This is a genomic window from Paenibacillus sp. J31R120, assembly GCF_056269225.1.
In genome coordinates this window covers 1-24,053 of record NZ_JBWDNN010000016.1, presented here as the reverse complement: position 1 = coordinate 24,053, position 24,053 = coordinate 1, and the positions used below count along the sequence as shown (strand labels likewise).

Sequence of the window (24,053 nt, the reverse complement as noted above, 5' to 3'; positions counted from 1 at the left end):
CCGAGGACCATCAGGGGGATACCCGATGGTCCTCGGTGGCATTTATTCAAAGTTTAGAGGCAGTTTCCACGGCCCTTTGATCAAATAATGCGGCTCCACCATCGAAAACCGAAGCGTCGATTGACCAGGCTTCGTTTCCAGCTTGAGCGTCTTCATCATAGCGAAGGTCTTATCGACGTTCTCCCAACTGAACGAATCATTGAATTTCGAGCCTGGATATCGAATCAAAAAGTATTGCAACATTCTCGGCTTCGAGAGATCGAACTGTACATCGACGTCTAGATCGACGGTCGTGTCGCTAGTACGCTTAATGCCGGTGAAGCGGACAGGGAAGCCACCGACCTCAGCCGGAATGTCGATGATACGTTCAACGCCAATATCCGGGAGCGGTACCGAAACTTCTTTGGATATAGCTTCCCGATCGGACACCTCGATGAAAGGTATGACAACCGTATAGGGCTGTACCCCGCCTTCTGGCGTTTCTCTAAATTGAAAATCAGACGGATTTGTTAACGTATCGGACTCGACTATACCTGTTCTTATGCCATTCGTGTCCTCGACGTACAAGCCAGTATCCTTCACAAGCGGGGATACCCCGTAGGAGTGCACGGTAAGGCTTTGTTGTGGAAGCGAAGAGATAAGTTGAACGCGGACGATCCCCTCATCGAGTTTAGTCGGGAATGCTGTAATCTTTACCTCCTGTTGCACGGCGCTCGAACCGAGATGTTCAAGATCGTCGGCCGTTTTCGGCGGTACTAGCATTATTGGACCAATCGTCGTACCGTTGATGTACAATGTGATCGTGTTGGCCACCGGTACATTTATCCCTTTTACAGGGATATAATGGCCGTACCAGTCTCCAGAAGAGGCTCTCATAGAAGACGTGAATGTGTATGTGCGACCGTTAATTTCTGCTTTAAATTCCTTTACCTCTGGTGTCTGCAAGCCATGCAGCGAAATCGTCGCCGTGTTCGGCTGCAAGACGATGCCATCGACAGTCAGCTTTCCGACGCCAATCTCCTGCACGTAAGGCTTCTCCAACACATAGGTCCGTTGTGTAGGATCTCCTTCCTGAACGATGCCAAAGCCGGGGAGGAATTGAAGCAACCTCTTCAGCTCGGCCTGCACGGAAGGGGTGGAACCTACCTGAACCGCAACAAGCAGAGCAATGACTACGGCTGCCGCTACGGCAATGCGTCGGCGTCGAGGCGAGCGGACAGCGGGCGCAAGAGACGTATCGGCCTCGGCGTCTTCTACATGCAGCTTAGAGATCGTGCGAGCCTTAATGCGCTTAATAGAGGCAGCCTCCTCCTCGGTTAAAGGACGGGATTTGTCCAACGAAGATTCAATCAGTTCCGAATCTGTTTTTTCCGCGTCGAGCTGGTCTATCCAATCAAAAATGATCTTTTCCTCGTCTTTCATGATTTATCCCCTTTCTCAGCATCCGTCAGCCCTAGCTGCTTCTTAAGTGCTGTACGGCACCGATAGAGTCGGCTTTCAATCGCTTTCTTAGTAAGGCCGAACATCGCCGCCAGTTCATCTAGGCTTTCATAATAGAAATACCTTCGCCAAAACAAACTGCGGTCCGGCTCGCTCATCCTTCGAACAAAGTCGATTACCTCTTGAGTCGATTCGCGAGAAAGTGCATGTTGTTCGGTGGAAAGTTGACTTTGTATCGCTTCTACGTCCCGAAGCATCATTCGTTCGCCACCAGGACGCAGCAGTTTACGTCGCAGGTCGAGTGCCTTGTACTTGGCTAGCACGAGCAGCCATGTCCGAAATGAGGCGCGATCTTCATCGTAGCTTTCGATGTTGTGCCATGCCGCCAAAAAAACATCGCTCACGCTTTCTTCCACGTCCTCCTCGCTGCCAGCGCCGGATAACACGCGTGTCACGAGCGCCTGTACGCTCGGACCAAAAACATCGATTGCTTCCTCTAAGGCATGCTTGTCGCGGCTTTTAAATCTTTTAGCCCACATATGGGTCTCTTTTTTAAACATGATAGGAACCTCCGACGTTGTTCTACTGATTACTACGGCGTGATTGACGTCGATCACTCACGGGGCGCAGATATTTTTTTGAAATTGCTGAAATAGCCATCGACATATAGAACTTGCCTAGCTCTAATTCCGTTCCCCTATCCCAAAAAGAAAAGCCGAGCAAAAGTCAGGAAACCATCCTGCAATCGCTCGACTTTAATACGACTATTTATTGCTCAATACTAGTTTAATGTGCACGACACGACTTTTTATTGCATTTCATACATGTTCAATGAAAATGAAGTATTAGACTGAAATTGTTGATTTGATGCGGTTTTTGAGTTGAAAAATCGTCAGGTTTTGAAAAATAAGTTTTAGACTGAACCTTTAATATTGTAGCGGCAGACCAAGACTTGATAAATAAAGTCATAGACTGCCACTGTTGTCATTCAACTAACGTTCCCAGTTAGATTAACGGAAGATTTCATGCTAAATATTTAATCATTGAAGACAAACGTTTCCCTGCTAATATTTTCAGAAATGAACTGATTCGTTATATGAGATAACCCCACACCTTCAAGGCTTCTTTCTTTTTGCGCTCCTGCAAAAGTCTTCTTAATTCGGGACTTACTGATCATACTGACCGGCTAAAAACCCTTTACGCTCTTTCGTCCCCTTTCAAGATATTGTCCATTTGATCGATCATCGTCTGAATAAACTTCAGAGATGCCTGTACCTCCGATTCCGTGAAATTGTCCAGTGCTTGGATAAATCTTTGCGTTATTGCTTCATCCATCTTTGAGTGCAATTCGAATATCTGTTTGCCTTTGGGTGTAAGGCTGAAATACACTTCTTTTTTGTTATCATTCAGCTGGCTTTTCTTAATGAATCCTTCCTCCAGTAACTTGGAGCTGATCTTCGTAACGTTCGCTTTGGACATTTTTAGCTTATCGGCAATAGACTTGTGGTTGATGGGCTCGTTTTGTCCAATGCAGTCAACAATATGAACGCTTGTCATATTGGTCGGAAAAGTATTCAGACCGTATAGTAGCGCGAGTTCGGCATATTCTTCAATTTGTGTATTAAATGTTTGTTCGAACAAGTGCAAATAGTCGTTTAAACGGCTACGCAGCAATCGCTTTAATCCATCAGACATGTCATGAAACTCCTCCACTTTAATGTTCGTATGTGAATAATAATATCAGACACATTAAGAACAATCAATTTTTTAATTATGTGATCATTAAAGAATCCGGGCGAATAAAAAGGAATTGACATAAGATATGTTTTAGATTTATAGTTCACTAGAAAACAATATTAAAGAGAGTTGGGGAAATATATGGACAATACGCAACGCCTCAAGCAAATTCAGGAAGTAAAGCCTTTCACAATCAGGAGTATTCTTCCACAGCTACTGACCCTTGTCCTCGGAGCCTTTATGGTCCTTCTCGACAGTACAGTGATTAACGTCGCAATTCCTAAGTTCGTCGATTATTTCGGCACCGATCTAAAAAAGATCCAATGGACGGTAACGGGATATACGCTTGCGTTGTCCGCAGTTATTCCATTGGCAGGCTGGCTGAGCGACCGTTTTGGCGCCAAACGAATTTTTATCTCAACGATCGCATTATTTACGATCGGCTCGGCACTTTGTTCTTTAGCTCAAACTTCTGAGCAACTTATACTGTTTCGAATCGTTCAGGGGCTTGGAGGAGGTATGGTGATGCCGCTCGCTATGGCTATGGGATTCAAGCTTGCACCTGCAGATAAAAGAGGAACGGTTATGGGCATACTAGGCATTGCAATGTTGATGGGACCCGCGCTCGGACCTGTCGTTTCAGGCTGGTTGATCGAATTTGCTAGCTGGAATTGGATTTTCATCATCAACCTGCCGATCGGGATCTTTGCTATTCTCTTTGGCTTGAAGTTTTTACCAGCATCTGAACGTAGTACGCAGCCTAACTTTGATTATCTCGGAATGATTCTCGCACCGGTAGCTTTTGCAATGCTTGTTTATGGTGTAAGCGAAAGCGGTACTAGTTGGACTTCAACTGGTTCTATAGTTGGTCTTTGCATCGGCGGTGTAGCTCTCATTCTATTTGTCGTCGTGGAATTGATGCAGAAAAAACCTCTGCTGGAGCTTCGTGCGTTTCGTTCTTCGGACTTTACTCGGGGGATTATACTAAATTGGATATTCTTCGTCGTTAACTACGGAGCGATCGTATTGCTTCCTCTATACTTACAGAATATCAAGGGATACACTCCGCTCCACACAGGGCTCATCCAAATGCCAATGGCGATTTTCACAGCCATTGCCATGCCGATCGGCGGAAAGCTGTTCGACAAGATAGGGGCTCGACCATTGGCTATGACCGGACTGACATTTTATGCCACTGGCCTCTTTTTGCTCTCTCAAATACAGTTGGATTCAGGTCCTACTTTTCTATTGGTATCGCTTATCCTGATGGGTTTGGGCGCGGGTTTTACACTTATGCCGCTGAATACACATGTGCTTAACTCTGCACCTCAACATTTAATGAGCCGGGTTACTCCATTAACTACTTCTGCTCAACAAATCGTTATATCATTCGCCATTACCGGCCTGATTAGTTATATGACCTCACGAACAACCGTTCATGTACATAATCTTGAACCGGGGGGCAACACTTTAACAGCCTTTTCCAATGCCTTCGGCGACACATTTCTTCTGATCGCTTGTTTTGCAGTTGCGGGCGTTATTCTAAGTTCGATTCTCCGCAAGCCTAGACAAAGATCGTTATAGCTTTAAAATGAACGAAAGGCGCCCGATAGGGCGCCTTTCTAATTGACCAAGATTTGTCAACTCGTTCGCCGCGACTTCCGAGCGCTGATAATCTAGCCCTTGAAGTATACGAAGAACAGTTTAAATTAACTCCGGACGAGGCAATGAAATTATCAAATGTCGTCTTTTACTATCCTGATTGAAGTAACCTGCCCTTTAGCTTAATGAAGCAGCGGAGTCTGATTTAGGGTGATGTGTATCGATTGACGCCCTCTATTTGCCTCGAAGTATTCAATGAACTAATATGCATCAGAGAGGTATTTACGCACTGTAATCAACACCAGATAGCTTACCTGTTTCTGTGGTTAAAGTTAAGAGGGAAGATATCCTAAGTAAAAAAAGGTTGCTCTGAGCCTCATCTCAGAACAACCTTGAATTTACTGGTTCCAGAGTTTTTTAACTGGTTCCACACTTTTATTTCACCAAACACCAGGACAACTACTCCCCTCTCCCCTACTCCACCGTCACACTCTTCGCCAAATTCCTTGGCTTATCTACGTCGTGCCCTAGCGCCAGGGAAGCGTAATAGGACAGTAATTGCAGCGGTACGACAGCAAGCGCTGGCGTAAGCAGCGGAAGCGTCCTCGGGATGACGAAAGTCTCGTCGACGGACTTCGCGATCTCGTGCTCGGAGCCGCTATTCGCTACGGCCAGCACATGAGCGCCGCGCGCCTTCACTTCCTTAATGTTGCTAAGCGTCTTCTCGTAAAGCGCTTCTTGTGTGACAAGCGCAATCACTGGTACGCCTTCTTCAACAAGAGCAAGCGTGCCATGCTTCAGCTCGCCGGCTGCGTACGCCTCGGAGTGAATATATGAGATCTCCTTAAGCTTCAGCGAGCCCTCTTGCGCGACAGCGTAGTCGACGCCGCGGCCGATGAAGAACAGGCTTCTATGATGAGAGATCGATTCTGCTACTTGCTTCAGCACCGGTGCCTGCTCCAGAATCTGCTCCACTTGCTCGGGCAGCGCGTGAAGCCCGGCGATCAGCTCTTCCACCGTCGCCCGCTCCTGTGAGCCCAATACACCTGCCAGATGCAGGCCGAACAGATAAAACGCGATCAACTGCGACGTGTACGCTTTGGTCGAAGCGACAGCAATTTCCGGTCCTGCCCAGGTAATGATGACATCATCCGCCTCGCGTGCAACGGAGCTGCCGACAACGTTCGTAATCGCCAGCACTCTGGCGCCATTACTTCTGGCTTCACGCAGCGCAGCAAGCGTATCTGCTGTCTCACCCGATTGGCTGACGACAATGACAAGCGTATCTGGCGTAATGATTGGCGAGCGATAGCGGTATTCAGAAGCGACATCCGTCTCCACCGGAATGCGCACGAGCGACTCGATAACCGACTTGCCGACAAGTCCAGCATGATACGCTGTGCCGCAAGCGACAATATGCACCTTGCGAATCGAGCGAATGTAGTCTTCCGACATTGTTAGCTCTTTTAACTGGACAGACTTTCCATCATCCGAGATTCTGCCGCGCATCGTGTCGCGGTATGCTTTCGGTTGTTCGTGGATTTCCTTCAACATGAAATGATCGAATCCGGCTTTCTCCGCTGTAACAATATCCCAGTCGACATGAAATATTTCCTTGGAAATAGTTTCGCCGCCGGTCGTCATCAGTTCGACACCACTCCGTGTCAGTACGGCCATTTCGCCGTCGTTCAATATATACACATTCCGCGTATGCTCCAATATTGCGGGAATATCCGAGCCGATAAAGTTCTCACCTTCGCCAACACCAATGACGAGCGGACTTGCGAAGCGTACCGCAACAAGCCTCTCCGGCTCGTATTCCGTCAATACGCCCAGCGCGAACGCACCGCGCATCCGTGCTACCGCGCGCTGTACCGCTTCGACAATATTGCCGTCGTATTCATCAGCGACAAGATGCGAGATGACCTCCGTATCCGTCTCCGACACGAATACGTGGCCTTTCGCGATCAGCTCATCCTTCAGGTCCAGATAGTTTTCGACAATGCCGTTATGCACGACCGAAAACTTGGCGGAATTATCCGTATGCGGATGGGAATTGACGTCCGATGGCTTGCCGTGCGTCGCCCAGCGCGTATGCCCGATGCCGACAGAGCCTTCCAGCGGCTCACCCTTCAGCTTATCTTCAAGTACAGCCAGACGCCCCTTCGACTTCTTGATCTCGAGCCCATTCGACGTGAAGACGGCAATCCCGGCAGAGTCGTACCCCCGATACTCCAGCTTCTTCAAACCTTCCAGCAAAATATCCTGAGAGCCGCGTTTACCAATATATCCTACGATACCACACATAATTTAATAGACCTCCGTTATCGGTATATTTCCCCCGTCCAACGGATGCCTGCCTATGTGCAGCAAAAGGCAGCTATGAAGTTGTCACATATTCATTCTTATAAGTCCATGCTCAAAGAGAGGCAGCCCTCACTTAGGCGCCTGTCTTCCCTGAACGTCCACTATAACCACTCGAAAAAACGTGTAACTCTCCTGCCCGAGCCAGCCCCACAGGCGGCATCGCAGACATATGGGAGCAAAATTTGCAGCAGCCTGCCGCACGTTTGTACGATCGGTCGCCCGATCGCTTTGCGTTACGGCTTACGGTTGGCTTGCTATATACCGGAAGGTCCCCGCCGAATACTTCGAACACCCTCACCTCGTCAGCTTCCGTATGAATGGTACTCCGCAGCTCTATCTCAAGGCCGCATCCCCATCCATCACCAAAGCTCTGGCGCTTGTGAATCACGTACAACCTCTATCCTCGCTTTCCTTCTTGAATCATACTACCTATCATATTCATTTTACGGAACTCGCGCAACCATTTTCTGAAAACATCGTTCCATCGACGCAGTACCCATTTTTAATAACAGGTATTGTCAATTCCGTCTTTTCTGTGCTACTATTTGATTAAAATAGGTTGTGAAAATAATCACATTATAAAAAGTCACGCATCCTCACTCTGAAGCTATCGCGACTTCTACTTTGTGAATGTTTTCTCAATTGTTCCGATTAACCATTTATTGTCCGTGTACAACCCGCAATCCATTTGTTTTCTTTCACATCTCAGCGATTGTGATTTTTTTCTCATTACATCCTTAAAACCGCAAGGCCCCATTCGATGAAGGAGATGATCGCTTGAAGCAAATTGTCATTTTAGGCGGAGGATACGCAGGATTGCTGTGTGCGCTCACGGTACGGAAGTTTGTCTACGACAATGAAGCTGTCGTCACACTGATCAACCGCACCTCTACCCATCAGCTGATCACCGAGCTTCATCGGCTCGCGGCGGGCAATCTTCCGGAGCAAGCGGTCGCTCTCTCGCTGACCAAGCTGCTGAAGGGCAAGCGGGTTCAGCTTGTGACCGAAGAAGTCACCGGCATCGACAACGAGCAACGCGAAGTTCGAACGAGCGGCGGAGAATACCGCTATGATTATCTCGTGATCGCGATGGGAAGCCAGACGGCATATTACGATATCCCGGGGCTTGAGAAGCACAGCCTGCCGCTGAAGTCGATTCATGAGGCTAACCGGATTAACGCACATGTTAGAGAATCCTTGATGCGCTTCAAGAAGTTCCGCCATCAGGCTGATGCAACCATCGTCGTAGGAGGGGGCGGCCTGAGCGGCATTGAGATGATCGGCGAGCTTGCCGATATGCTCCCGAAGTGGTGCGAAGACTATCAGATACAGCGAGCGGATATTCGGTTGTACGGAATTGAGGCCTCCCCTTCCATCCTTCCGGGATTTCCTGCTGAGCTGGCAGCCAGAGCCGCATCCAGTCTGGAGCGGCGCGGCGCCAAGCTTATCGTCGGAGCTCCGATAACAGCCTTTGACTATCCTGTCGTCCTGCTGAAGGATGGTCAGTCCATTCTGACCCATACTTTGATCTGGACCGGCGGCGTGCAGGGCAATCCCATTGTAGCGGCCTCTAATCTAGAGACGCTGCGCGGTCGCGCCATCGTCAATGCCTGCTTGCAATCCGAATCGCACAAGGATGTCTTCGTTGCGGGTGACAGCGCCATCTGCTACCAGGATAACGGGTTGCCGCTGCCGCCATCCGCCCAGCTCGCCTGGCAGATGGGAGAGGCGGTCGGTTATAACCTATACGCCATCATGAACGGCATGCCGCTTCAGCCCTTCAAGCCAGTCATCTACGGCAAGCTGGCCAGTCTGGGCCGGAAGGACGCTGTGGCCGCTCTAGGCAAAAACGACAGGCCGCTCAAAGGCCTTCCCGCTTCCCTCATGAAGGAAGCCAGCAAAGCCAAGTACTTGACCCATATCCGCGGTCTACAGGCTTATTTGCATTAAGCATCGTTCGTCATGCAGCAGCAGGATAATACCTTCCTACAGCTCCCCCTCTCCCTATTCCAAAAGAAACGCAACAAAGGACAGCCGAGCGAAGCCTTACGCTTCACTCTGCTGTCCTTTTCTTATGTCTATATCCTTAACCTAGTTCACGTTTCACCACATTAGCGATCTGATCCACATAGGCTTCGACCTGATCCTTGTCCGGGCCTTCAGCCATGACACGAATCAGCGATTCTGTACCGGATGGACGCACAAGCACGCGGCCATTGTCGCCCAGCTCTGCTTCCACTTGCTTCACCGCTTCTTCAATCGCGGTGTTGCCGTTATACAAGCTCTTGTCGGCTACACGCACGTTCACCAGCTGCTGCGGGAACTTGCGCATCAGGCCCTTAAGCTCGCCAAGCTTCTTGCCGGAAGCGGCAACCGTCTCTACCAGCTGCAGAGCCGTCAGAATGCCATCGCCTGTCGTAATGTAGTCCAGGAAGATAACATGTCCAGATTGCTCGCCGCCCAGAGTGTAGCCGCCGCGGCGCATCTCTTCCATGACGTAGCGGTCGCCGACAGCCGTCTTAGCCGTCTTCAGACCAATGCTCTCTGTACCTTTGAAGAAGCCGATGTTCGCCATAACGGTCGTAACGATCGTATCCTGAGCCAGCTTGCCTTCCCGCTTCAAGCGGTCGCCAACGATACAGAGGATGTAGTCGCCGTCGACCTCCTCGCCCTTCTCGTCAATGGCGATGAGGCGATCGGCATCGCCGTCGAAGCTAAGTCCGAGATCAGCCCCGTGCTCCAATACCCTCTCGCGCAAATATTCCGGATGCGTCGAACCGACGCCTGCATTAATATTGCGGCCGTCCGGCTCTGCGCCTACCGTCGTCACGTCTGCGCCAAGCTCGCGGAAGATTGCCGGTGCAAGCTCATAAGCAGATCCGTTCGCGCAGTCCAGCACGATTTTGAGACCGGAGAAGTCGCCTTTCACAGTCGTCTTCAGGAATTCCAGATAACGCTGCTTTGCATCCTCATCGATAGTCACCGTGCCGATGTCTCCGCCGACAGGTCGAGGAAGCTCGTCCTTCTCCGCGTCGAGCAATGCCTCAATCTCCAGCTCTGTCTCATCGGATAGCTTGAAGCCGTCGCCCGCGATAAATTTAATGCCGTTATCTTCTACAGGGTTATGCGAAGCGGAAATCATGACGCCGGCATCCGCACCCAGTTCCTTTGTCAAATAAGCAACAGCAGGCGTAGATACAACGCCCAGCCGCACGACACTAGCACCAATCGACAGCAGTCCGGCGATAAGCGCCGCTTCCAGCATTGGACCCGAGATGCGGGTATCCAGACCGATGACAACTTTCGGCTGATTCGCGTCTCTTGTCAGGACGTAGCCACCGCAGCGTCCGATCTTATAAGCCAGCTCAGGCGTAAGCTCTACGTTGGCAACGCCACGCACGCCGTCCGTTCCGAAATATTTCCCCATTTGAATGTTTCCCCTCTATCCCCAATATTGTTACGAACCTTCTTACGAATAACGTATGAACCAGCTATATGGTTGCGCCCTCTTTTTCCCATGATATCAAAGAATTCGACGGAGATCGACGATTTGCGTCCACCAGCGCGTGCTGAATGTCTGTATCCGCGCCTCCTGAACGAGCATTGGCATTGCCAGCCCCGCTTCCGTTATTGCCCGGACTGCCGCCTTCCTGGCCCTCTTCTGGCGGATTGGTCGGCGTACCGCCAACCTCGATATCCTCCGGTTCCTCGCCGCCATTCGACGCCGTCGTATCGATTATCTCGATCGTAGCGCTAAGCGATTGCCCGTCCGCCAGAACAGGCTGTACATATGGAGGAAGCTCAAGCTCCAGTGCGACCGTATGCGTCCCCGGTTCCAGACCGGCGACCTTCGCGACTATAGCGACATCATCCAAAGCAACATCCGCAAGCACGGCTTCCGCCCCGCTAATCTCCAGATCCAGCGTACCGCTCGCAGGCGTTATGATCTGGGTTGTCAGGCCCGGTTCCGTTCCTGTTATCGTAATCGGCACATTGGACAGCTTCCGGGTCGTGGCTACTTCGACGACGATATCCAGATCAATCTCTCCCGGATTGACCGCCTGAATATGATCGACCGGCGGCGCCTTCACCTTAATCGTTCCCGATTGCTTCACTTTCGTCAGATCCAGCACTGCACCGTCATAGATCGAGATCGCATCCAGCTCCTCTTGAGGAGCATAGACCGTTACGAAATCCACACTCGGCTTCACCGATACCAGACTCATCCCTTCTGTCAGCTCTCCTGAATACCGCAGCTGCAACGGAACCTGCTTGAATGGCAGCGTCACCTTTACCTCCACATGAAGGGTAGAAGGCTGTACGATAGCGTTCGGGATTTCTTGGCCTTCCTTGTCATAGACGACAAGCTTCGCTTTTTTGTTCACGACGGTTTTATCCGAGCCAGACACATCCAGCGATGCCGCCACAAGACCTACCTTATCCATATCATCCCTTGGCAGCGTCACCTGGACGGCGCGACCGCCCTCCGACATGATCTCCGGTTCGCCCAGCACAAACCCTGCTGCGTGATCACCTTCTATCATCACCTGAGCATCAAAGGTTTTGGTCACGATCTCCTCAATCTGCACCATGACCCGTCTAGGCGACAGCTCCACTTCCTTGATCCCCCGTGGCAGCTTGAGCGTCAGCGGCAGCTCCTGAAGTCCCGGCTTCGTCACGCCGGACAAGTCAATATTGACGACATAATCCGCGTTCGTCGCAGCGCGCAGGTTCGATATCTTCCCCTCTACTACGAGTCTGGCTACAGTCGGTTCCATAGCCGTAAGCACGTACTTCTCCTCATCCAGGCCAATGGGAACGATTGTAGCCGCCTCGATAATCTTCGTATCGATGCTGGAGGTTATCGACTGAGGCGATGTCTCCGGGTCTATATGTACAACTGCGAACAACAGTATCCCTAACAATACAGAGATGATTTTCAGCGCAGTAGGATGACTTAGCCATTTATCCATGTCATTCTCCCTTCCGCTTCCATAACGCGGCGAAGCCGCGCTTCTCCTTGTCCTTGCCGTTCGTATTCGTCGTCAATTCTTCGAACAGCTTGGAGATAAGCGATTCTTCGTTGATATCCCGGACGATCATGCCGTTAATCGAGAGTGAGACTTGTCCCGTTTCCTCTGATACGGTAACGGACAGCGCATCGCTAACCTCGCTGACTCCGATGGCGGCGCGATGCCTCGTGCCAAGCTCTTTGCTGATAAAAGGATTCTCCGACAGCGGCAAATAACAGCCCGCCGCCATAATCTGATTGCCGCGAATGATGACGGCTCCGTCATGCAGCGGAGAATTCGGTGTAAAGATATTCATGAGGAGCTCCGACGTAATGCGTGATTCCATCGGGATGCCCGACTCGATCAGCTCCGTCACCCCCGTCTTCCGTTCGAAGACGATCAGCGCGCCGATCTTCCGCTTCGACATATGCTGCACAGCCCGGATAACCTCTTCCAATTGCTCGCTAAGCGCATTTCGCTCCAGCGAAGAGGTCCGGGAGAACAGATTGCCCCGTCCAAGCTGCTCCAGCGCCCGCCTCAGCTCCGGCTGGAAGATGATAACGACGGTAATAATCCCCCATGTGAACATCTGGTTCATCAGCCATTTCAGCGTGTACAGATTGAACCACGTACTAATCGCCCATGTCGCAACAAGGACGAATATGCCCTTCAGAAGCTGCACCGCCCGCGTACCGCGAACGAGCAAAATCAATTTATAAATAATATAGCTAACGATGCCGACATCGATAATATCCTTCAGCCAATCCTGCCATGTCGAATCTGTCAAGTAGCTCATACGCCAACCCCCAACTGCAGACCACATCAGTATGTCTATAATCGCGTTTCAACTTTATTGTTTTCTATATCGGGGATTGGAAATCCTTTATTTTAAAATTATTTTCAGAAATCTTTTCAAAAACGTTGTAGAAAAAAAGCTTCCCTTGTACAAAAGGGAAGCCGCTATGCTTGTCAATGAGGAATTACACCGCCGAATGCGGACGTAACCTTATACCAAAACCAGTCTAAAGCCTGGTCAATTGTGCGGCTTTGTCCCGCGATATGTCCGGTCGAAGCGAGTACCATGGAGCCGTCGATCACGGTCACATTGCCGTCAACAGAGCCCTGCACTTCCACCCTGCCATTCTCAACAGTCAGATTGCCCGTCACCTTCACACCCTCCGGCACAATCACCGTATTGCCGTTAATGACGACATGCTGCAAGTCTTCGCCTGATACGACCATCTTGGCGTCCTGATCCCAGGAGGAGAAGAAGCTGCCCAGCATGACCAGCAAAAATACAGCCGCAGCGGTCAGTCCCGGATAACGGTACAGGATGCGCATGAAGCGATTGCGCTCGTTGCTCTTCGGTTTCGGCAACTGCGCCATAATGCGATTCTTCAGATCAGCCGATGCGGAACTGTCGAGCTGCGAAGCCGGCTTGACCGATTCCCAGGCAGCGAATGCCGCTGCATCGGCCTTCTCCAGCTGTTCGAGCCGCTCGCTGCAAGCGGAACACGACTTCAAATGCGTTTTTAATTCGGTTATTTCATCACGTGGCAGCTCGCCGTCCAAATAGTCATGGATTTTGACGATGGCGACTTTGCATTCCATAGCAGCCATTCCTTTCTTCAATTGCTCGATTATGCGAATGTCATCCCGCTTCGGTCGGGAAGTTTAATTACCTGCTTACGCCCTAATGATTCTGCTCCCCCAGTTCCCCTGAGGCTAAGCATGATCTCGTTATAGGATACGTATCAGAAAGAGGGATGTTTCAAAAAAATAAAATTGCTTCGGCTTATAATCGATGCTCCAGCTTTTTGCGAAGAAATTCTCGACCTCTATGGACGCGGGTTTTGATCGTTGTAACCGGCATATCGAGAATATCGCCCACTTCCTGCAGCGATAGATCCTGTATATATCTCAGCATCATAACGGATTTGTACTTCGGCGGCAGCGACTCCATCGCCTGATGGATAATCCGCTGCGTATCGGACAGGATCAGCTCCGACTCCGGCGTCCGGTTATCGCTTGGAATCATGGAATAACCATCGAGGCCGTCATACTCCTGCGATTCGGCATCCAGCGAGTAAGTAGGCTTCCGCTTGCGAAGACGGTCAATGCATAAATTCGTAGCGATCCGATAAATCCAGGTTGAAAACTTCAGCGTCTCATCAAACCTCTCCAGGTTTTTATAAACGCGCAAAAAGGTATCCTGAACGACATCCTCGGCTTCTTGCCTGTTGTTCAGCATACGGTAAGCCATATGATAGAGCTTGTCCTGATATAGGTCCACAAGCTCAGCGAACGCTTGCTGGTCGCCCTTCAGCGCGAGCCTCGCAAGCCTATTCTCCAACACGTTCACCTTGTCATTTCCTCCAAACGTTACGATCGTCCATTCCGACCGCCATAAGAGCGGACGCCTGAAACGATACCTCTACCACCCATGTATCATCTATTCCAATCGGTAACCACTTACAAGGGACATGCAATAAGAATCCTTCTAGAAAAATGGTAATCGACATGAACCCAAAATGCAAGACCAATACGTAAGCGAATAGTCCGATTAGACCGGATTATCGAGTTTGACAAGGGAACACGGTCACCCTCTTCTTTTCAGAGTGGAAATATCTAACTATACAGGAAGTCGATCATAAGAAAAAGAGGGCACTAATCAGCTCGCCGCTGCAGCGCCCTCTCTCTCATTGCCTTACAAGGTATTCGTCTTCAGCTTCTCCAGCACATCCAGAATCGTCGTTGTTGGAATCGCAAAACCGATACCTTGCGCCTCAGCGTTCACCGCTGTGTTCATGCCGATTACCTCGCCCTTCGCATTCAGCAGCGGGCCGCCAGAGTTGCCGGGGTTAATCGATGCGTCCGTCTGAAGCAAATGCTCATACGTATGCTCTCCCTGCTCGTCTTTAATCGTAATCGGACGTTCCTTTGCACTTAGCACGCCCATTGTCAACGTATGGTCGAATCCGTATGGATTGCCGATTGCCAGCACCCAGTCGCCGATTCGCGTCTCATTGGAGTCTCCCAGCTTCAGGGCCGGGAATGTCCCGCCAGTGGGATGCTTCACCTTCAGCACCGCCAAGTCCAGGTCATAGCTGGTCCCCAGCACTTCCGCCGTGAGCGGTTCGTCATATCCCTGTACCTGCACCTTCACTTCAGATGCGCCGGAGACAACATGCTCATTGGTTAAGATCAGCCCTTCCTTGTCGAAGAAGAAGCCGGTACCGGAGCCGCTCAGCACCAGAGACCCTTGCTCATTCTGTGGAGCTGCTGAGTTGCCATTTCGGTCAGGAGAGCCTTGTCCGCGAAAAAACTGCTCCAGCCACGGGTCCATCGCCATGCCGCCTTGCTGCTGTCCCTTGCCGTAGTTCTCGATCTTCACCACGGCCGGACTAGCCTGCTCATAGATGGCTGCCATATCGTCTTTCGTATTCATAGACGCGGTAGTGAGCCCCGCATCTTGTCCATTTCCTCCACTCACCTGCATACCGGCTGTGCCGCTCCCGCCCAGCAAGCCGCCCGTGAACAAGTTGTTCTTATCCGCTGTGTACGTAAAGCCGCCAATGACCAGTGCGCCTGTCAGAAACGCCGCAAATAGCGGAAGCGCCGCATTCTTCTTCTTTTTTCGGCTAGGCCGGCCTTGATTCACTTCCCTATAGTAAGCTTCGAATTGAGGGGCAGCCAATTGTCTTCCCGTATCCGCATCCGCATCATAACCGCTTGCCTGCTGGTTGTAATTGTTCTCTTCGTTCATATTCGTCATCCTCTCTCATGAACTGTTGAGCTTCATAGGACTATCATGAGGGATGCACCTTAAACCAATCTTAAGAGGGACTAAAAGCTACATAAATATATGCGCGCACCAAAAAAACCTCCTCCCCGGTACCGAACCGGGAGAGGAGGTTGGAACTAGCTATATAGACATTAGCCCGTATTGCGAAGACCGGCTGCAATTCCGTTGATGGTGAGCAGCACTTCACGCAGCAGCTCTTGATCGTCTTCATCGTTCGCGCGCAGGTCGCGAAGCTCCGTCAGCAACTGCACTTGCATATAGCTGAGCGGATCGACATACGGATTGCGGAGACGGATCGACTCTTGGATAACCGGTACGTTGTCCAAAATCTCGTCTTGCCCCGTAATGCTCAGAATGAGGTTGGAGGTCAGTTCGTATTCCGCTTCGATCTGTGAGAAGATGCGATCGCGAATGCTTTGCTCCTTGATCATATTCGCATATTCCTTCGCGATAACCAGATCAGCCTTCGCCAGCGCCATCTGCAAGTTGTCGATGAGCGAGCGGAAGAACGGGAATTGCTCGTACATGGTCTTCAGCGTAGTCAGCTTCTCTGCGTCGTCGCCGACGTATTGCTGCAGCGCCGTACCAGCTGCATACCATGCCGGCAGCAAGTAGCGGCTTTGCGTCCAGGCGAATACCCATGGAATCGCGCGCAGATCCTCGAAGCGGTCGCTATTCTTGCGCTTCGAAGGACGGGAGCCAATGTTCAGCTCGCCAACCTCAGGCAGCGGTGTAGACTCCTTGAAGAAGGTCAGGAAGTCCGGGTCACGGAAGATCAGATCCTGATACTTATTCAGCGCCGTCTCCGAGATCGAACGGGAAATCGCATCCCACTCCGCTTCTGCTGCTGGCTCCTGCTGCGGATACTTCGCGAGTCTCGCGGAAGTAATCAGCGCCCAAGTCGCCTGCTCCAGGCTTCGATACGCGATGCCCTGCATCGAGTAACGGGAGGACAATACTTCACCCTGCTCCGTAATCTTAATGCCGCCGCCTACTGTATGAGGCGGTTGTGCCAGAATACTGCGGTTCAGCGGCATGCCGCCGCGACCCAGCGCTCCGCCGCGTCCATGGAAGAACTTCAGCTTCACGTCGTATTCTTTGCCCGCAGCCGTAATTTCCTTGAGAGCTACTCGCAGCTCCCAGTTCGCTGTAACCACGCCGCCGTCCTTGTTGCTGTCGGAGTAGCCGAGCATGATCTCATGCATGTTGCCTCTTGCTTCGACTGCTTTACGGTAGACCGGAATCTCGAACAGCTCCTTCATGATACCAGGAGCGGCATGCAGATCGTCGATCGTCTCGAAGAGCGGTACGGATTGCAGCGTGCAGCGGATCGTACCGTCGGCTTCCTTGCGGAACAAGCCAACTTCCTTCGCGAATACCATAACCTCCAGCATATCGCTGGCGGCTTGCGTCATACTGATCAGATAGCTTGTAATACAGTTCTCACCGAACTCCTGTTGCGCCCGGAAGATCGTCTGATACACATCCAGACACTCGCGAGTGGATTCGGAATAATCCAGATAGCCCGATGTCAGCGGACGCGGATCATTCAGCAGCTGGTGAAGCAGCTTCGTCTTCTCCTCTTCCGAGAGGGAAGCGTAATCCTCCACGATATGCATCTTCGCCAGAATCTCAGCCATGGCGTTCTCATGCTCTTGACTATGCTGGCGAACATCTAGCGCCATCAGATGGAAGCCGAACAGCTCCACCTGGCGGACAAGCTTCGCCAGGTCCGTATCGGCCACATAATCGGCATAGTGATGACGCAAGCTGCGGTCAATCACTAGCAGATCTTCACGAAGCTCCCTCGGATGATTGTAGCGGTTTGCTGTGCCCTTGAGCGACTCATCGCGCGTATTGGCCAGCTTCTCCAGCATGTAGGCCAGCTTGATGCGGTACGGCTCTGTAGCAATGCGCCAAGGGTCTACGCACTTCAGCTCGACACGCTCGCGGTCGGACTGAATCGATTGCTGCAATTCGTCCGTAATCGTCACCAGGTTCGTGCTGAAGCTCAGCAGATCCGTCAGATCATTCAGCTTTTCTTCATACTTGTTGAGCGCCAGCTGACGATGCAGCTGAAGCGTCTCCCATGTCACCTTGGCGGTAACGGACGGATTCCCGTCGCGGTCTCCGCCGATCCAGGAGCCGAACCGCAAGAAGTCAGGCACATGCCAGCGGTTCTCCGGATAGTACTTGCTGAGGCAGCGCTCCAGCTCTTCGTACACGCTTGGAAGCACCTCGAATAGCGTCTCGTCAAAGTAGTACAAGCCGTTGCGCACTTCATCGATAACGGTAGGCTTGCGGTCGCGCAGTTCATCCGTCTGCCACAAGGTCAGAACCTCATTAAGCAGCTTCTCCTTCAGCTTCTCGCGCTCGCGGAAGGTCAGCGTTGGATTGTCCAATTGCATGACGTCCTCCGCAATGCGCTTGTGAATATCAAGCACCACACGGCGTGTTGCTTCCGTCGGATGCGCTGTCATGACCAGCTCCAGAGAGATGCCGCTCAGAATGTCGCTTACATCCTCTACGCCAATCTGACGCTCCTTCAGATCCTGAATCGCGCTCTCGATGGAGCCGCGCTGCACGCTCTCGCCCGCAGATACTTCATAGTCACGCTTTCTTCTGATACGGTGGTTCTGTTCGGCAATGTTAACTAGCTGGAAGTAAATCGCGAAAGCGCGAATGACCTGATGCCGAATCTCCGGACTTAGGGAAGATACCGTGGACTTGAATTGCTCGAACAGTTCAGGTATAAATTCCGCGCGAAGCGCTTTGCTTTGTTCCCGAATTTGCTCAACTATCTCAAGCAGTTCGCGTCCGCCTTGGTGAACGAGAACCTCTCCAAGAATGTTGCCCAGGAAACGTACATCTCGTCTGAGCAAATTATTCGTTTGTGTTCGACTAGTCGCTGTTGATGATACAGATTGTTCCGACATACCGTTCCTCCTACAAATCTGTGCAGCAAACCCACTTTGAAAGCATCCGCTCAATCCATACGCACATGCCTATTTCAACTTCGAAGGTTACTCTCACTTTAATGGCGTAATCACTTCTACTATCATACTACAAAACGACACGCCGTTGAAGTCCCGCAGCGTAATCTGTCGCCTTATTCTGACGACTTTCATGATTTACCACAGAAAAGCGCAATAGTATAAAAAAATCCCCCTGCATCGCAGAGGGAGTCGGTTGTGATTACTGGAGCGGGTGATGGGAATCGAACCCACGCTATTAGCTTGGAAGGCTAAAGTTCTACCATTGAACTACACCCGCAAAAAGAATGATGGTCGGGACGACACGATTTGAACATGCGACCCCCTGGTCCCAAACCAGGTGCTCTACCAAGCTGAGCTACGTCCCGAAATGTTAATTCATTCTAAGTAAAGATGGCGCGGCCTAAGAGATTCGAACTCCTGACCTTTTGATTCGTAGTCAAACGCTCTATCCAGCTGAGCTAAGGCCGCAAAAAATATGGAGCGGAAGACGGGAATCGAACCCGCGACCCTCGCCTTGGCAAGGCGATGCTCTACCGCTGAGCCACTTCCGCACATTAGTTGTATCGTCGCATTCATCAATTACCGTCGCGGCGACAAGTAATAATATATCATCTTCCGAAATGAATTGCAACTCCTTTTTCAAAAAAAATATGCTGGTACAAGAAAAGCCGCATTCCTCAAAGGAATACGGCTTTATCATCCAATTATTGCATGTAAAAACAATCCATTCGGGTTCGCCTAAGCGCCTGCTGCCGTGAGCTCTTCCCGCTCTTCACGGATCTCCTGCTTGATGACACGATCTGCCACTGGCGGTGCGGCCAGAGCGAACGGAAGACATAGCGGAAGTCCTGTGCGCGGGTCCGGCACGATATCGGCCTCGATATTGAATACCTCCCGCATAATTTCGGGTGTAATAACCTCGACAGGAGACCCCTCGCCTTTGACCTCCCCGGACTTAATCGCAATCATATGATGGGCATAACGAGCCGCATGATTCAAATCATGGACAACCATAACAACGGTCCGGTTATTCATCTCATTAAGCTTCTGAAGCAGATGGAGTACCTCCAGCTGATGCGCCATATCCAAGAATGTCGTAGGCTCATCCAGGAACAGAATATCCGTCTCCTGCGCCAAAGCCATCGCAATCCAAGCACGCTGGCGCTGACCGCCGGACAATTGGTCAACCGGACGATCTGCAAAGTCAGCCATGCCGGTAGCTTCAACCGCCCACTTCACGATTGCGCGGTCTTCCTTGCTTAGCGAACCAAAGCCCTTCTGGTACGGGAAACGCCCGTAAGCAACCAGCTCAGACACCGTGAGACCGTCTGGAGCTGTAGGATTCTGAGGCAAGATAGCAAGCTGCTTCGCTACTTCCTTGGTCGATTGCTTATGGATGGATTTGCCGTCCAATAGCACGCTGCCCTTGGAAGGATTCATAATACGTGCCATTGTCTTAAGTATAGTTGATTTCCCCGAGCCATTTGCGCCAACAAGCGCTGTAATCTTCCCTTGGGGAATAGAAATATTTAAATTTTGAACGATCTTGCGTTCCTCATAAGAAATATCAAGTCCTGAAGTCGTTAACCGAATCATGCCATGCACGCTCCTTCCGCCATCACTGAGCTCACATGCATCTTTCAGTGATAACGATTATCATTACTATTGATGATAATCGTTCTCAGACAAAATGTCAATGGCATTCTTCATCCATCCTTCACGCTGGAGGAAAATATAGTGAATCGTTAAGAATGGAAGGTTGATAGATTTGATCTGAGGTCATCGGATTTAGTACACTGTGAGCAAGGGAGTGGATGAACCATGATGAACAAAAGATATACGCTCGAGGAAGCCAACGCACTGCTTCCTACCATCAAGCAAGAGCTACGACAGCTTCAACGCATGGCAGAAGAGCTGGAGGATCACTACATCGCTTATCGCAAGGTCAAAGCAATAGATCAGAATGGCCAGAACGACGATTTATTTGAAATGGAAAGCAGACTGGATTTCATGCAAGTAGAGCTGAACTTATATATGGAGAACTTCTCCCGTAAGGGTGTGCTTCTCAAAATGATCCATCCCGGACTGGTCGACTTTCCGGCTATTCTGGACGGCGAGGAAATTCTGCTCTGTTGGCAGGAGGGCGAGCCGCATATTACGCATTACCACGGCTGGACGGAAGGGTTTATGGGAAGAAAACCTCATCCTGAGGCTTAAAATGCAACCCTATAACAAACAAAAGACCCTTCTGCTCGAAGGGTCTTCTCATGTATGGTGCGCGTAGAGGGACTTGAACCCCCACGGTCGCCCGCTAGATCCTAAGTCTAGTGCGTCTGCCAATTCCGCCATACGCGCGTGGGTAACTCTAGAATTAGATCATACACCATTTTCGATCAAATTGCAACCTGTTTGGACCAAAAAAGCCCGGCCTTCCTATCGAAAGCCGGGCTAGTCCATTATCAGTTCGAATACGCTTGGTTATCGCGCTTAATCACGTTCTGCCGCTTCTTCCTCTGCTTCCGATCTTGCATTCAAAACAAGGGAAGCATGCAGAATCTGATGGTTGTCCATCTCGATAATACTCCATTGGTGCTTGCCGTGATAGATCGGCACCGGTTCATCATCCAAGGATATCAGCTGGACTTGCAGCCAGCCGCCAATGGTGTCGACATTATAATCATTATCGAATTTGATTCCGAATTGTTCCTCAATGTCGCTTAGCAGCACCCTGCCGCTGAACACATACTCATTGTCGGAAACTTTCATAATATCGGGCTTCTCATCCGCATCGAACTCATCGCGAATCTCGCCAACGATCTCCTCCAATATATCCTCCATCGTGATAATACCGGCTGTACCGCCGTATTCATCGATGATGAGGGAGATATGAACGCCTTGCTTCTGCATCTTCAGAAGAACATCCTGCAGCGGCGCGGTCTCATGGATCGCTTCCATATCGTGAATCAAGTCTTTCAGAGGCGTTGGACGATTCAACACCAGATTCGTAACCAATTCCTTCGCATTCAGAAATCCGATAATTTTATCCTTATCGCCATCCTGGGTGACAGGGTAGCGCGTATATCGATTCTCGTCAATAATGCTCAATATCTCATCATTACTCATCTTCTCGTCAATGGCAACGACCTGAAGTCGCGGTACCATTACATCTTTCGCCACGCGTTGGTCGAAGGCGAAGATGTTTTGCATATACGAAAGCTCTGTCTGATTAATCTCGCCGCTTTGGAAACTTTGCGTCATAATGATCTTCAGCTCTTCCTCGGAGTGGGCCTGTTCATGACCGGCAGGCTGTACGCCGAAGATGCGGAGAAACACACGCGCAGATCCATTAAGCAACCAAATCAATGGAAACAGAATCTTACCGAACAAGACGAGCGGTCTGGCAAGTAATAGTGTCATCCGTTCTGCATACTGGATTGCCAATGTCTTAGGCGCAAGTTCGCCAAAAACAACGTGCAGGAATGTCATTAACGACAAGGCTAATGCATAAGAGATCGGTGTCGCCCAAGCGTCCGAAACGCCCCAATCATGGAATAGCGGGTGTAGCAGCTTCTCAATCGTCGGTTCACCTAGCGCACCAAGTCCCAGTGCTGTGACGGTAATACCGAGCTGACAGGCAGACAAGTAGTAATCCAGGTTCGATACCAGCTTCTTCGCTGCGAGCGCTGTCTTGTTGCCTTCCGCAATCAACTGATCAATACGGGACATTCTGACCTTAACGACGGCAAATTCCGATCCGACAAAAAATGCAGTAAACACAATTAATAATAATACCAGTAACAAATTGATGACTATGGCTACGTCCAACTAGTTCCCTCAGCTGAGGGATTCACCTCCGTGTAATTTAAAATACTTTCCCTATAGCTATACGTCGATCTGAACTTCACGTTTCAATAATTTTCAGACTTCTCCACTGCTTTATTATGCTATTATTCAGAGCGGTTAATTCTCACTGTCTTCCCATCTCTTATAGATCGCCCTGTTCATGTAATTCCTGGGGCTACATCATTCCGAAACGACGCTCACCTCCACGTCTATACAGCTTTATACCCTGTCTACTTCCCGTTCAAACGTATCAAACAGCAAAAAACCCTTCTGTTCGAAGGGTTTTCTCATGGATGGTGCGCGTAGAGGGACTTGAACCCCCACGGTCGCCCGCTAGATCCTAAGTCTAGTGCGTCTGCCAATTCCGCCATACGCGCGTGGGTCTTGCCGGGTAAATAAACTGGTGAGCCATGTAGGACTCGAACCTACGACACCCTGATTAAAAGTCAGGTGCTCTACCAACTGAGCTAATGGCTCTTAATAAAATGGCTGGGGATTCAGGGATCGAACCTGAGAATGACGGAGTCAAAGTCCGTTGCCTTACCGCTTGGCTAATCCCCAGCGTTACGGTATGGTGGAGGATGACGGGATCGAACCGCCGACCCTCTGCTTGTAAGGCAGATGCTCTCCCAGCTGAGCTAATCCTCCATGATGGTGACCCGTAGGGGATTCGAACCCCTGTTACCTCCGTGAAAGGGAGGTGTCTTAACCCCTTGACCAACGGGCCTAAATAATAATTACCGTTAAGTATAGCTTGTCCGCTGCATGATATCAGATATCCTCAAAGAAGATCTGGAGCTCTCAACCGGGATCGAACCGGTGACCTCATCCTTACCATGGATGCACTCTACCTACTGAGCTATGAGAGCAAGTATGGCTCCCCGAACAGGACTCGAACCTGTGACAACTCGATTAACAGTCGAGTGCTCTACCAACTGAGCTATCAGGGAACATTGCACATTCGCATAAAAATGTGTCCAAGAGCTTCAATTGCTTTAAGACAAGACAATTCAAAGTGTTTTGCACCTTGAAAACTGGATACGAAAGTAATTGCTGATTGTACTTTAGCATGCTCCTCGATCTCCAGACTCGCACCCTAAGCCTATGCTTACGATGTCCGCCTTTCCTTCGGAAAGCGTTTAGGATAAGCCCTCGACCGATTAGTATTCGTCAGCTCCACACATTGCTGTGCTTCCACCCCGAACCTATCAACCTCGTCGTCTTCAAGGGGTCTTACTAATTGGGAAATCT

The 24,053-nt window shown here is 50.5% G+C and carries 17 protein-coding genes, 12 tRNA genes and 1 rRNA gene; 3 read left to right on the top strand and 27 right to left on the bottom strand.

Annotated features, from left to right (window positions below; all coding sequences use genetic code 11):
* Window positions 1-42 precede the first annotated feature (42 nt).
* The 3 genes from AC0YNW_RS29025 to AC0YNW_RS29015 all read right to left on the bottom strand — a co-directional run bounded on the left by AC0YNW_RS29025 (window position 43) and on the right by AC0YNW_RS29015 (window position 3,135).
* Entirely contained in the window at window positions 43-1,422 is a 1,380-nt protein-coding gene (locus AC0YNW_RS29025) for a hypothetical protein (RefSeq protein ID WP_475834785.1), read from the bottom strand.
* Window positions 1,419-2,000: a sigma-70 family RNA polymerase sigma factor gene (locus tag AC0YNW_RS29020; protein ID WP_475834784.1), complete on the bottom strand. Its 582-nt coding sequence runs from the start codon at window positions 1,998-2,000 to the stop codon at window positions 1,419-1,421. The genes AC0YNW_RS29025 and AC0YNW_RS29020 overlap by 4 nt, the downstream gene beginning before the upstream one ends.
* A gap of 637 nt (window positions 2,001-2,637) precedes the next feature.
* Window positions 2,638-3,135, bottom strand: a complete 498-nt coding sequence (locus AC0YNW_RS29015; protein WP_475834783.1) for a MarR family transcriptional regulator — start codon at window positions 3,133-3,135, stop codon at window positions 2,638-2,640.
* Between the two features lie 183 nt (window positions 3,136-3,318).
* Here AC0YNW_RS29015 and AC0YNW_RS29010 point away from each other — a divergent pair, with 183 nt between their 5' ends.
* The gene (locus tag AC0YNW_RS29010) at window positions 3,319-4,761 is read left to right on the top strand and encodes a DHA2 family efflux MFS transporter permease subunit (protein WP_475834782.1); all 1,443 of its coding nucleotides are present in this window, start codon (window positions 3,319-3,321) and stop codon (window positions 4,759-4,761) included.
* A gap of 492 nt (window positions 4,762-5,253) precedes the next feature.
* On the opposite strand, the gene glmS is transcribed toward AC0YNW_RS29010, so the two are convergent.
* Together glmS and AC0YNW_RS29000 are read right to left on the bottom strand one after the other, a co-directional pair.
* A complete protein-coding gene (glmS, locus tag AC0YNW_RS29005) occupies window positions 5,254-7,086 on the bottom strand; it encodes a glutamine--fructose-6-phosphate transaminase (isomerizing) (RefSeq protein WP_475834781.1) in 1,833 nt (610 codons plus the stop codon).
* Window positions 7,087-7,219: 133 nt separating this feature from the next.
* Window positions 7,220-7,534 carry a hypothetical protein gene (locus AC0YNW_RS29000; RefSeq protein ID WP_475834780.1) on the bottom strand — a complete coding sequence of 105 codons (315 nt, stop codon included), beginning with the start codon at window positions 7,532-7,534 and terminating at the stop codon, window positions 7,220-7,222.
* Between the two features lie 389 nt (window positions 7,535-7,923).
* Between AC0YNW_RS29000 and AC0YNW_RS28995 the strand changes: the two genes are divergently transcribed.
* On the top strand, window positions 7,924-9,096 hold the full coding sequence (locus AC0YNW_RS28995) for an NAD(P)/FAD-dependent oxidoreductase (protein ID WP_475834779.1): 1,173 nt from the start codon (window positions 7,924-7,926) through the stop codon (window positions 9,094-9,096).
* Between the two features lie 136 nt (window positions 9,097-9,232).
* Here the strand turns inward: AC0YNW_RS28995 and glmM are convergent, their stop codons facing one another.
* The 12 genes from glmM to AC0YNW_RS28935 form a co-directional block, all read right to left on the bottom strand.
* Window positions 9,233-10,573 (bottom strand): phosphoglucosamine mutase, encoded by a 1,341-nt coding sequence (gene glmM, locus AC0YNW_RS28990; protein ID WP_475834778.1) that lies wholly within the window; start codon window positions 10,571-10,573, stop codon window positions 9,233-9,235.
* Between the two features lie 64 nt (window positions 10,574-10,637).
* Entirely contained in the window at window positions 10,638-12,119 is a 1,482-nt protein-coding gene (locus AC0YNW_RS28985) for a CdaR family protein (protein ID WP_475834777.1), read from the bottom strand.
* 1 nt (window position 12,120) lies between these two features.
* Complete coding sequence (gene cdaA / locus AC0YNW_RS28980; RefSeq protein ID WP_387470586.1) at window positions 12,121-12,954, bottom strand: diadenylate cyclase CdaA; 834 nt, start codon at window positions 12,952-12,954, stop codon at window positions 12,121-12,123.
* Between the two features lie 173 nt (window positions 12,955-13,127).
* Window positions 13,128-13,769: a zf-HC2 domain-containing protein gene (locus AC0YNW_RS28975; protein WP_387470584.1), complete on the bottom strand. Its 642-nt coding sequence runs from the start codon at window positions 13,767-13,769 to the stop codon at window positions 13,128-13,130.
* Between the two features lie 184 nt (window positions 13,770-13,953).
* The gene (gene sigW / locus AC0YNW_RS28970; RefSeq protein ID WP_119802405.1) at window positions 13,954-14,520 is read right to left on the bottom strand and encodes an RNA polymerase sigma factor SigW; all 567 of its coding nucleotides are present in this window, start codon (window positions 14,518-14,520) and stop codon (window positions 13,954-13,956) included.
* 345 nt (window positions 14,521-14,865) lie between these two features.
* Window positions 14,866-15,924 carry a S1C family serine protease gene (locus AC0YNW_RS28965; RefSeq protein WP_475834776.1) on the bottom strand — a complete coding sequence of 353 codons (1,059 nt, stop codon included), beginning with the start codon at window positions 15,922-15,924 and terminating at the stop codon, window positions 14,866-14,868.
* Window positions 15,925-16,094: 170 nt separating this feature from the next.
* Window positions 16,095-18,899 (bottom strand): phosphoenolpyruvate carboxylase, encoded by a 2,805-nt coding sequence (gene ppc / locus AC0YNW_RS28960; RefSeq protein WP_475834775.1) that lies wholly within the window; start codon window positions 18,897-18,899, stop codon window positions 16,095-16,097.
* A 263-nt stretch (window positions 18,900-19,162) separates the two neighbouring features.
* Window positions 19,163-19,236, bottom strand: a tRNA-Gly gene (locus tag AC0YNW_RS28955).
* 11 nt (window positions 19,237-19,247) lie between these two features.
* A tRNA-Pro gene (locus tag AC0YNW_RS28950) sits at window positions 19,248-19,324 on the bottom strand.
* A gap of 26 nt (window positions 19,325-19,350) precedes the next feature.
* Window positions 19,351-19,427 (bottom strand) — tRNA-Arg (locus AC0YNW_RS28945).
* An 8-nt stretch (window positions 19,428-19,435) separates the two neighbouring features.
* Window positions 19,436-19,510, bottom strand: a tRNA-Gly gene (locus AC0YNW_RS28940).
* Window positions 19,511-19,697: 187 nt separating this feature from the next.
* Window positions 19,698-20,555 carry an ABC transporter ATP-binding protein gene (locus AC0YNW_RS28935; RefSeq protein ID WP_475834774.1) on the bottom strand — a complete coding sequence of 286 codons (858 nt, stop codon included), beginning with the start codon at window positions 20,553-20,555 and terminating at the stop codon, window positions 19,698-19,700.
* A 225-nt stretch (window positions 20,556-20,780) separates the two neighbouring features.
* On the opposite strand from AC0YNW_RS28935, the gene AC0YNW_RS28930 reads away from it, so the two are divergent.
* Entirely contained in the window at window positions 20,781-21,176 is a 396-nt protein-coding gene (locus AC0YNW_RS28930) for a DUF2203 family protein (protein WP_475834773.1), read from the top strand.
* A 55-nt stretch (window positions 21,177-21,231) separates the two neighbouring features.
* On the opposite strand, the gene AC0YNW_RS28925 is transcribed toward AC0YNW_RS28930, so the two are convergent.
* The 10 genes from AC0YNW_RS28925 to AC0YNW_RS28880 all read right to left on the bottom strand — a co-directional run.
* A tRNA-Leu gene (locus AC0YNW_RS28925) sits at window positions 21,232-21,314 on the bottom strand.
* A 132-nt stretch (window positions 21,315-21,446) separates the two neighbouring features.
* Window positions 21,447-22,784 carry a hemolysin family protein gene (locus tag AC0YNW_RS28920; protein ID WP_475834772.1) on the bottom strand — a complete coding sequence of 446 codons (1,338 nt, stop codon included), beginning with the start codon at window positions 22,782-22,784 and terminating at the stop codon, window positions 21,447-21,449.
* A gap of 312 nt (window positions 22,785-23,096) precedes the next feature.
* A tRNA-Leu gene (locus tag AC0YNW_RS28915) sits at window positions 23,097-23,179 on the bottom strand.
* 24 nt (window positions 23,180-23,203) lie between these two features.
* Window positions 23,204-23,279: transfer RNA gene (locus AC0YNW_RS28910), tRNA-Lys, on the bottom strand.
* A gap of 9 nt (window positions 23,280-23,288) precedes the next feature.
* Window positions 23,289-23,363: transfer RNA gene (locus AC0YNW_RS28905), tRNA-Gln, on the bottom strand.
* Between the two features lie 11 nt (window positions 23,364-23,374).
* Window positions 23,375-23,450 (bottom strand) — tRNA-Val (locus AC0YNW_RS28900).
* Between the two features lie 4 nt (window positions 23,451-23,454).
* Window positions 23,455-23,529: transfer RNA gene (locus AC0YNW_RS28895), tRNA-Glu, on the bottom strand.
* A 66-nt stretch (window positions 23,530-23,595) separates the two neighbouring features.
* A tRNA-Thr gene (locus AC0YNW_RS28890) sits at window positions 23,596-23,671 on the bottom strand.
* A gap of 5 nt (window positions 23,672-23,676) precedes the next feature.
* A tRNA-Asn gene (locus AC0YNW_RS28885) sits at window positions 23,677-23,752 on the bottom strand.
* Window positions 23,753-23,942: 190 nt separating this feature from the next.
* Window positions 23,943-24,053, bottom strand: a 23S ribosomal RNA gene (locus AC0YNW_RS28880); the annotation flags it as partial.

Bases quoted from the DNA above. Each gene is read 5' to 3' on its own strand.
- AC0YNW_RS29025 (WP_475834785.1), bottom strand. From the start codon at position 1,422: ATGAAAGACGAGGAAAAGATCATTTTTGATTGGATAGACCAGCTCGAC.
- AC0YNW_RS29020 (WP_475834784.1), bottom strand. From the start codon at position 2,000: ATGTTTAAAAAAGAGACCCATATGTGGGCTAAAAGATTTAAAAGCCGC.
- AC0YNW_RS29015 (WP_475834783.1), bottom strand. From the start codon at position 3,135: ATGTCTGATGGATTAAAGCGATTGCTGCGTAGCCGTTTAAACGACTAT.
- AC0YNW_RS29010 (WP_475834782.1), top strand. From the start codon at position 3,319: ATGGACAATACGCAACGCCTCAAGCAAATTCAGGAAGTAAAGCCTTTC.
- glmS (WP_475834781.1), bottom strand. From the start codon at position 7,086: ATGTGTGGTATCGTAGGATATATTGGTAAACGCGGCTCTCAGGATATT.
- glmM (WP_475834778.1), bottom strand. From the start codon at position 10,573: ATGGGGAAATATTTCGGAACGGACGGCGTGCGTGGCGTTGCCAACGTA.
- AC0YNW_RS28985 (WP_475834777.1), bottom strand. From the start codon at position 12,119: ATGGATAAATGGCTAAGTCATCCTACTGCGCTGAAAATCATCTCTGTA.
- cdaA (WP_387470586.1), bottom strand. From the start codon at position 12,954: ATGAGCTACTTGACAGATTCGACATGGCAGGATTGGCTGAAGGATATT.
- AC0YNW_RS28975 (WP_387470584.1), bottom strand. From the start codon at position 13,769: ATGGAATGCAAAGTCGCCATCGTCAAAATCCATGACTATTTGGACGGC.
- AC0YNW_RS28965 (WP_475834776.1), bottom strand. From the start codon at position 15,924: ATGAACGAAGAGAACAATTACAACCAGCAGGCAAGCGGTTATGATGCG.
- ppc (WP_475834775.1), bottom strand. From the start codon at position 18,899: ATGTCGGAACAATCTGTATCATCAACAGCGACTAGTCGAACACAAACG.
- AC0YNW_RS28935 (WP_475834774.1), bottom strand. From the start codon at position 20,555: ATGATTCGGTTAACGACTTCAGGACTTGATATTTCTTATGAGGAACGC.
- AC0YNW_RS28930 (WP_475834773.1), top strand. From the start codon at position 20,781: ATGATGAACAAAAGATATACGCTCGAGGAAGCCAACGCACTGCTTCCT.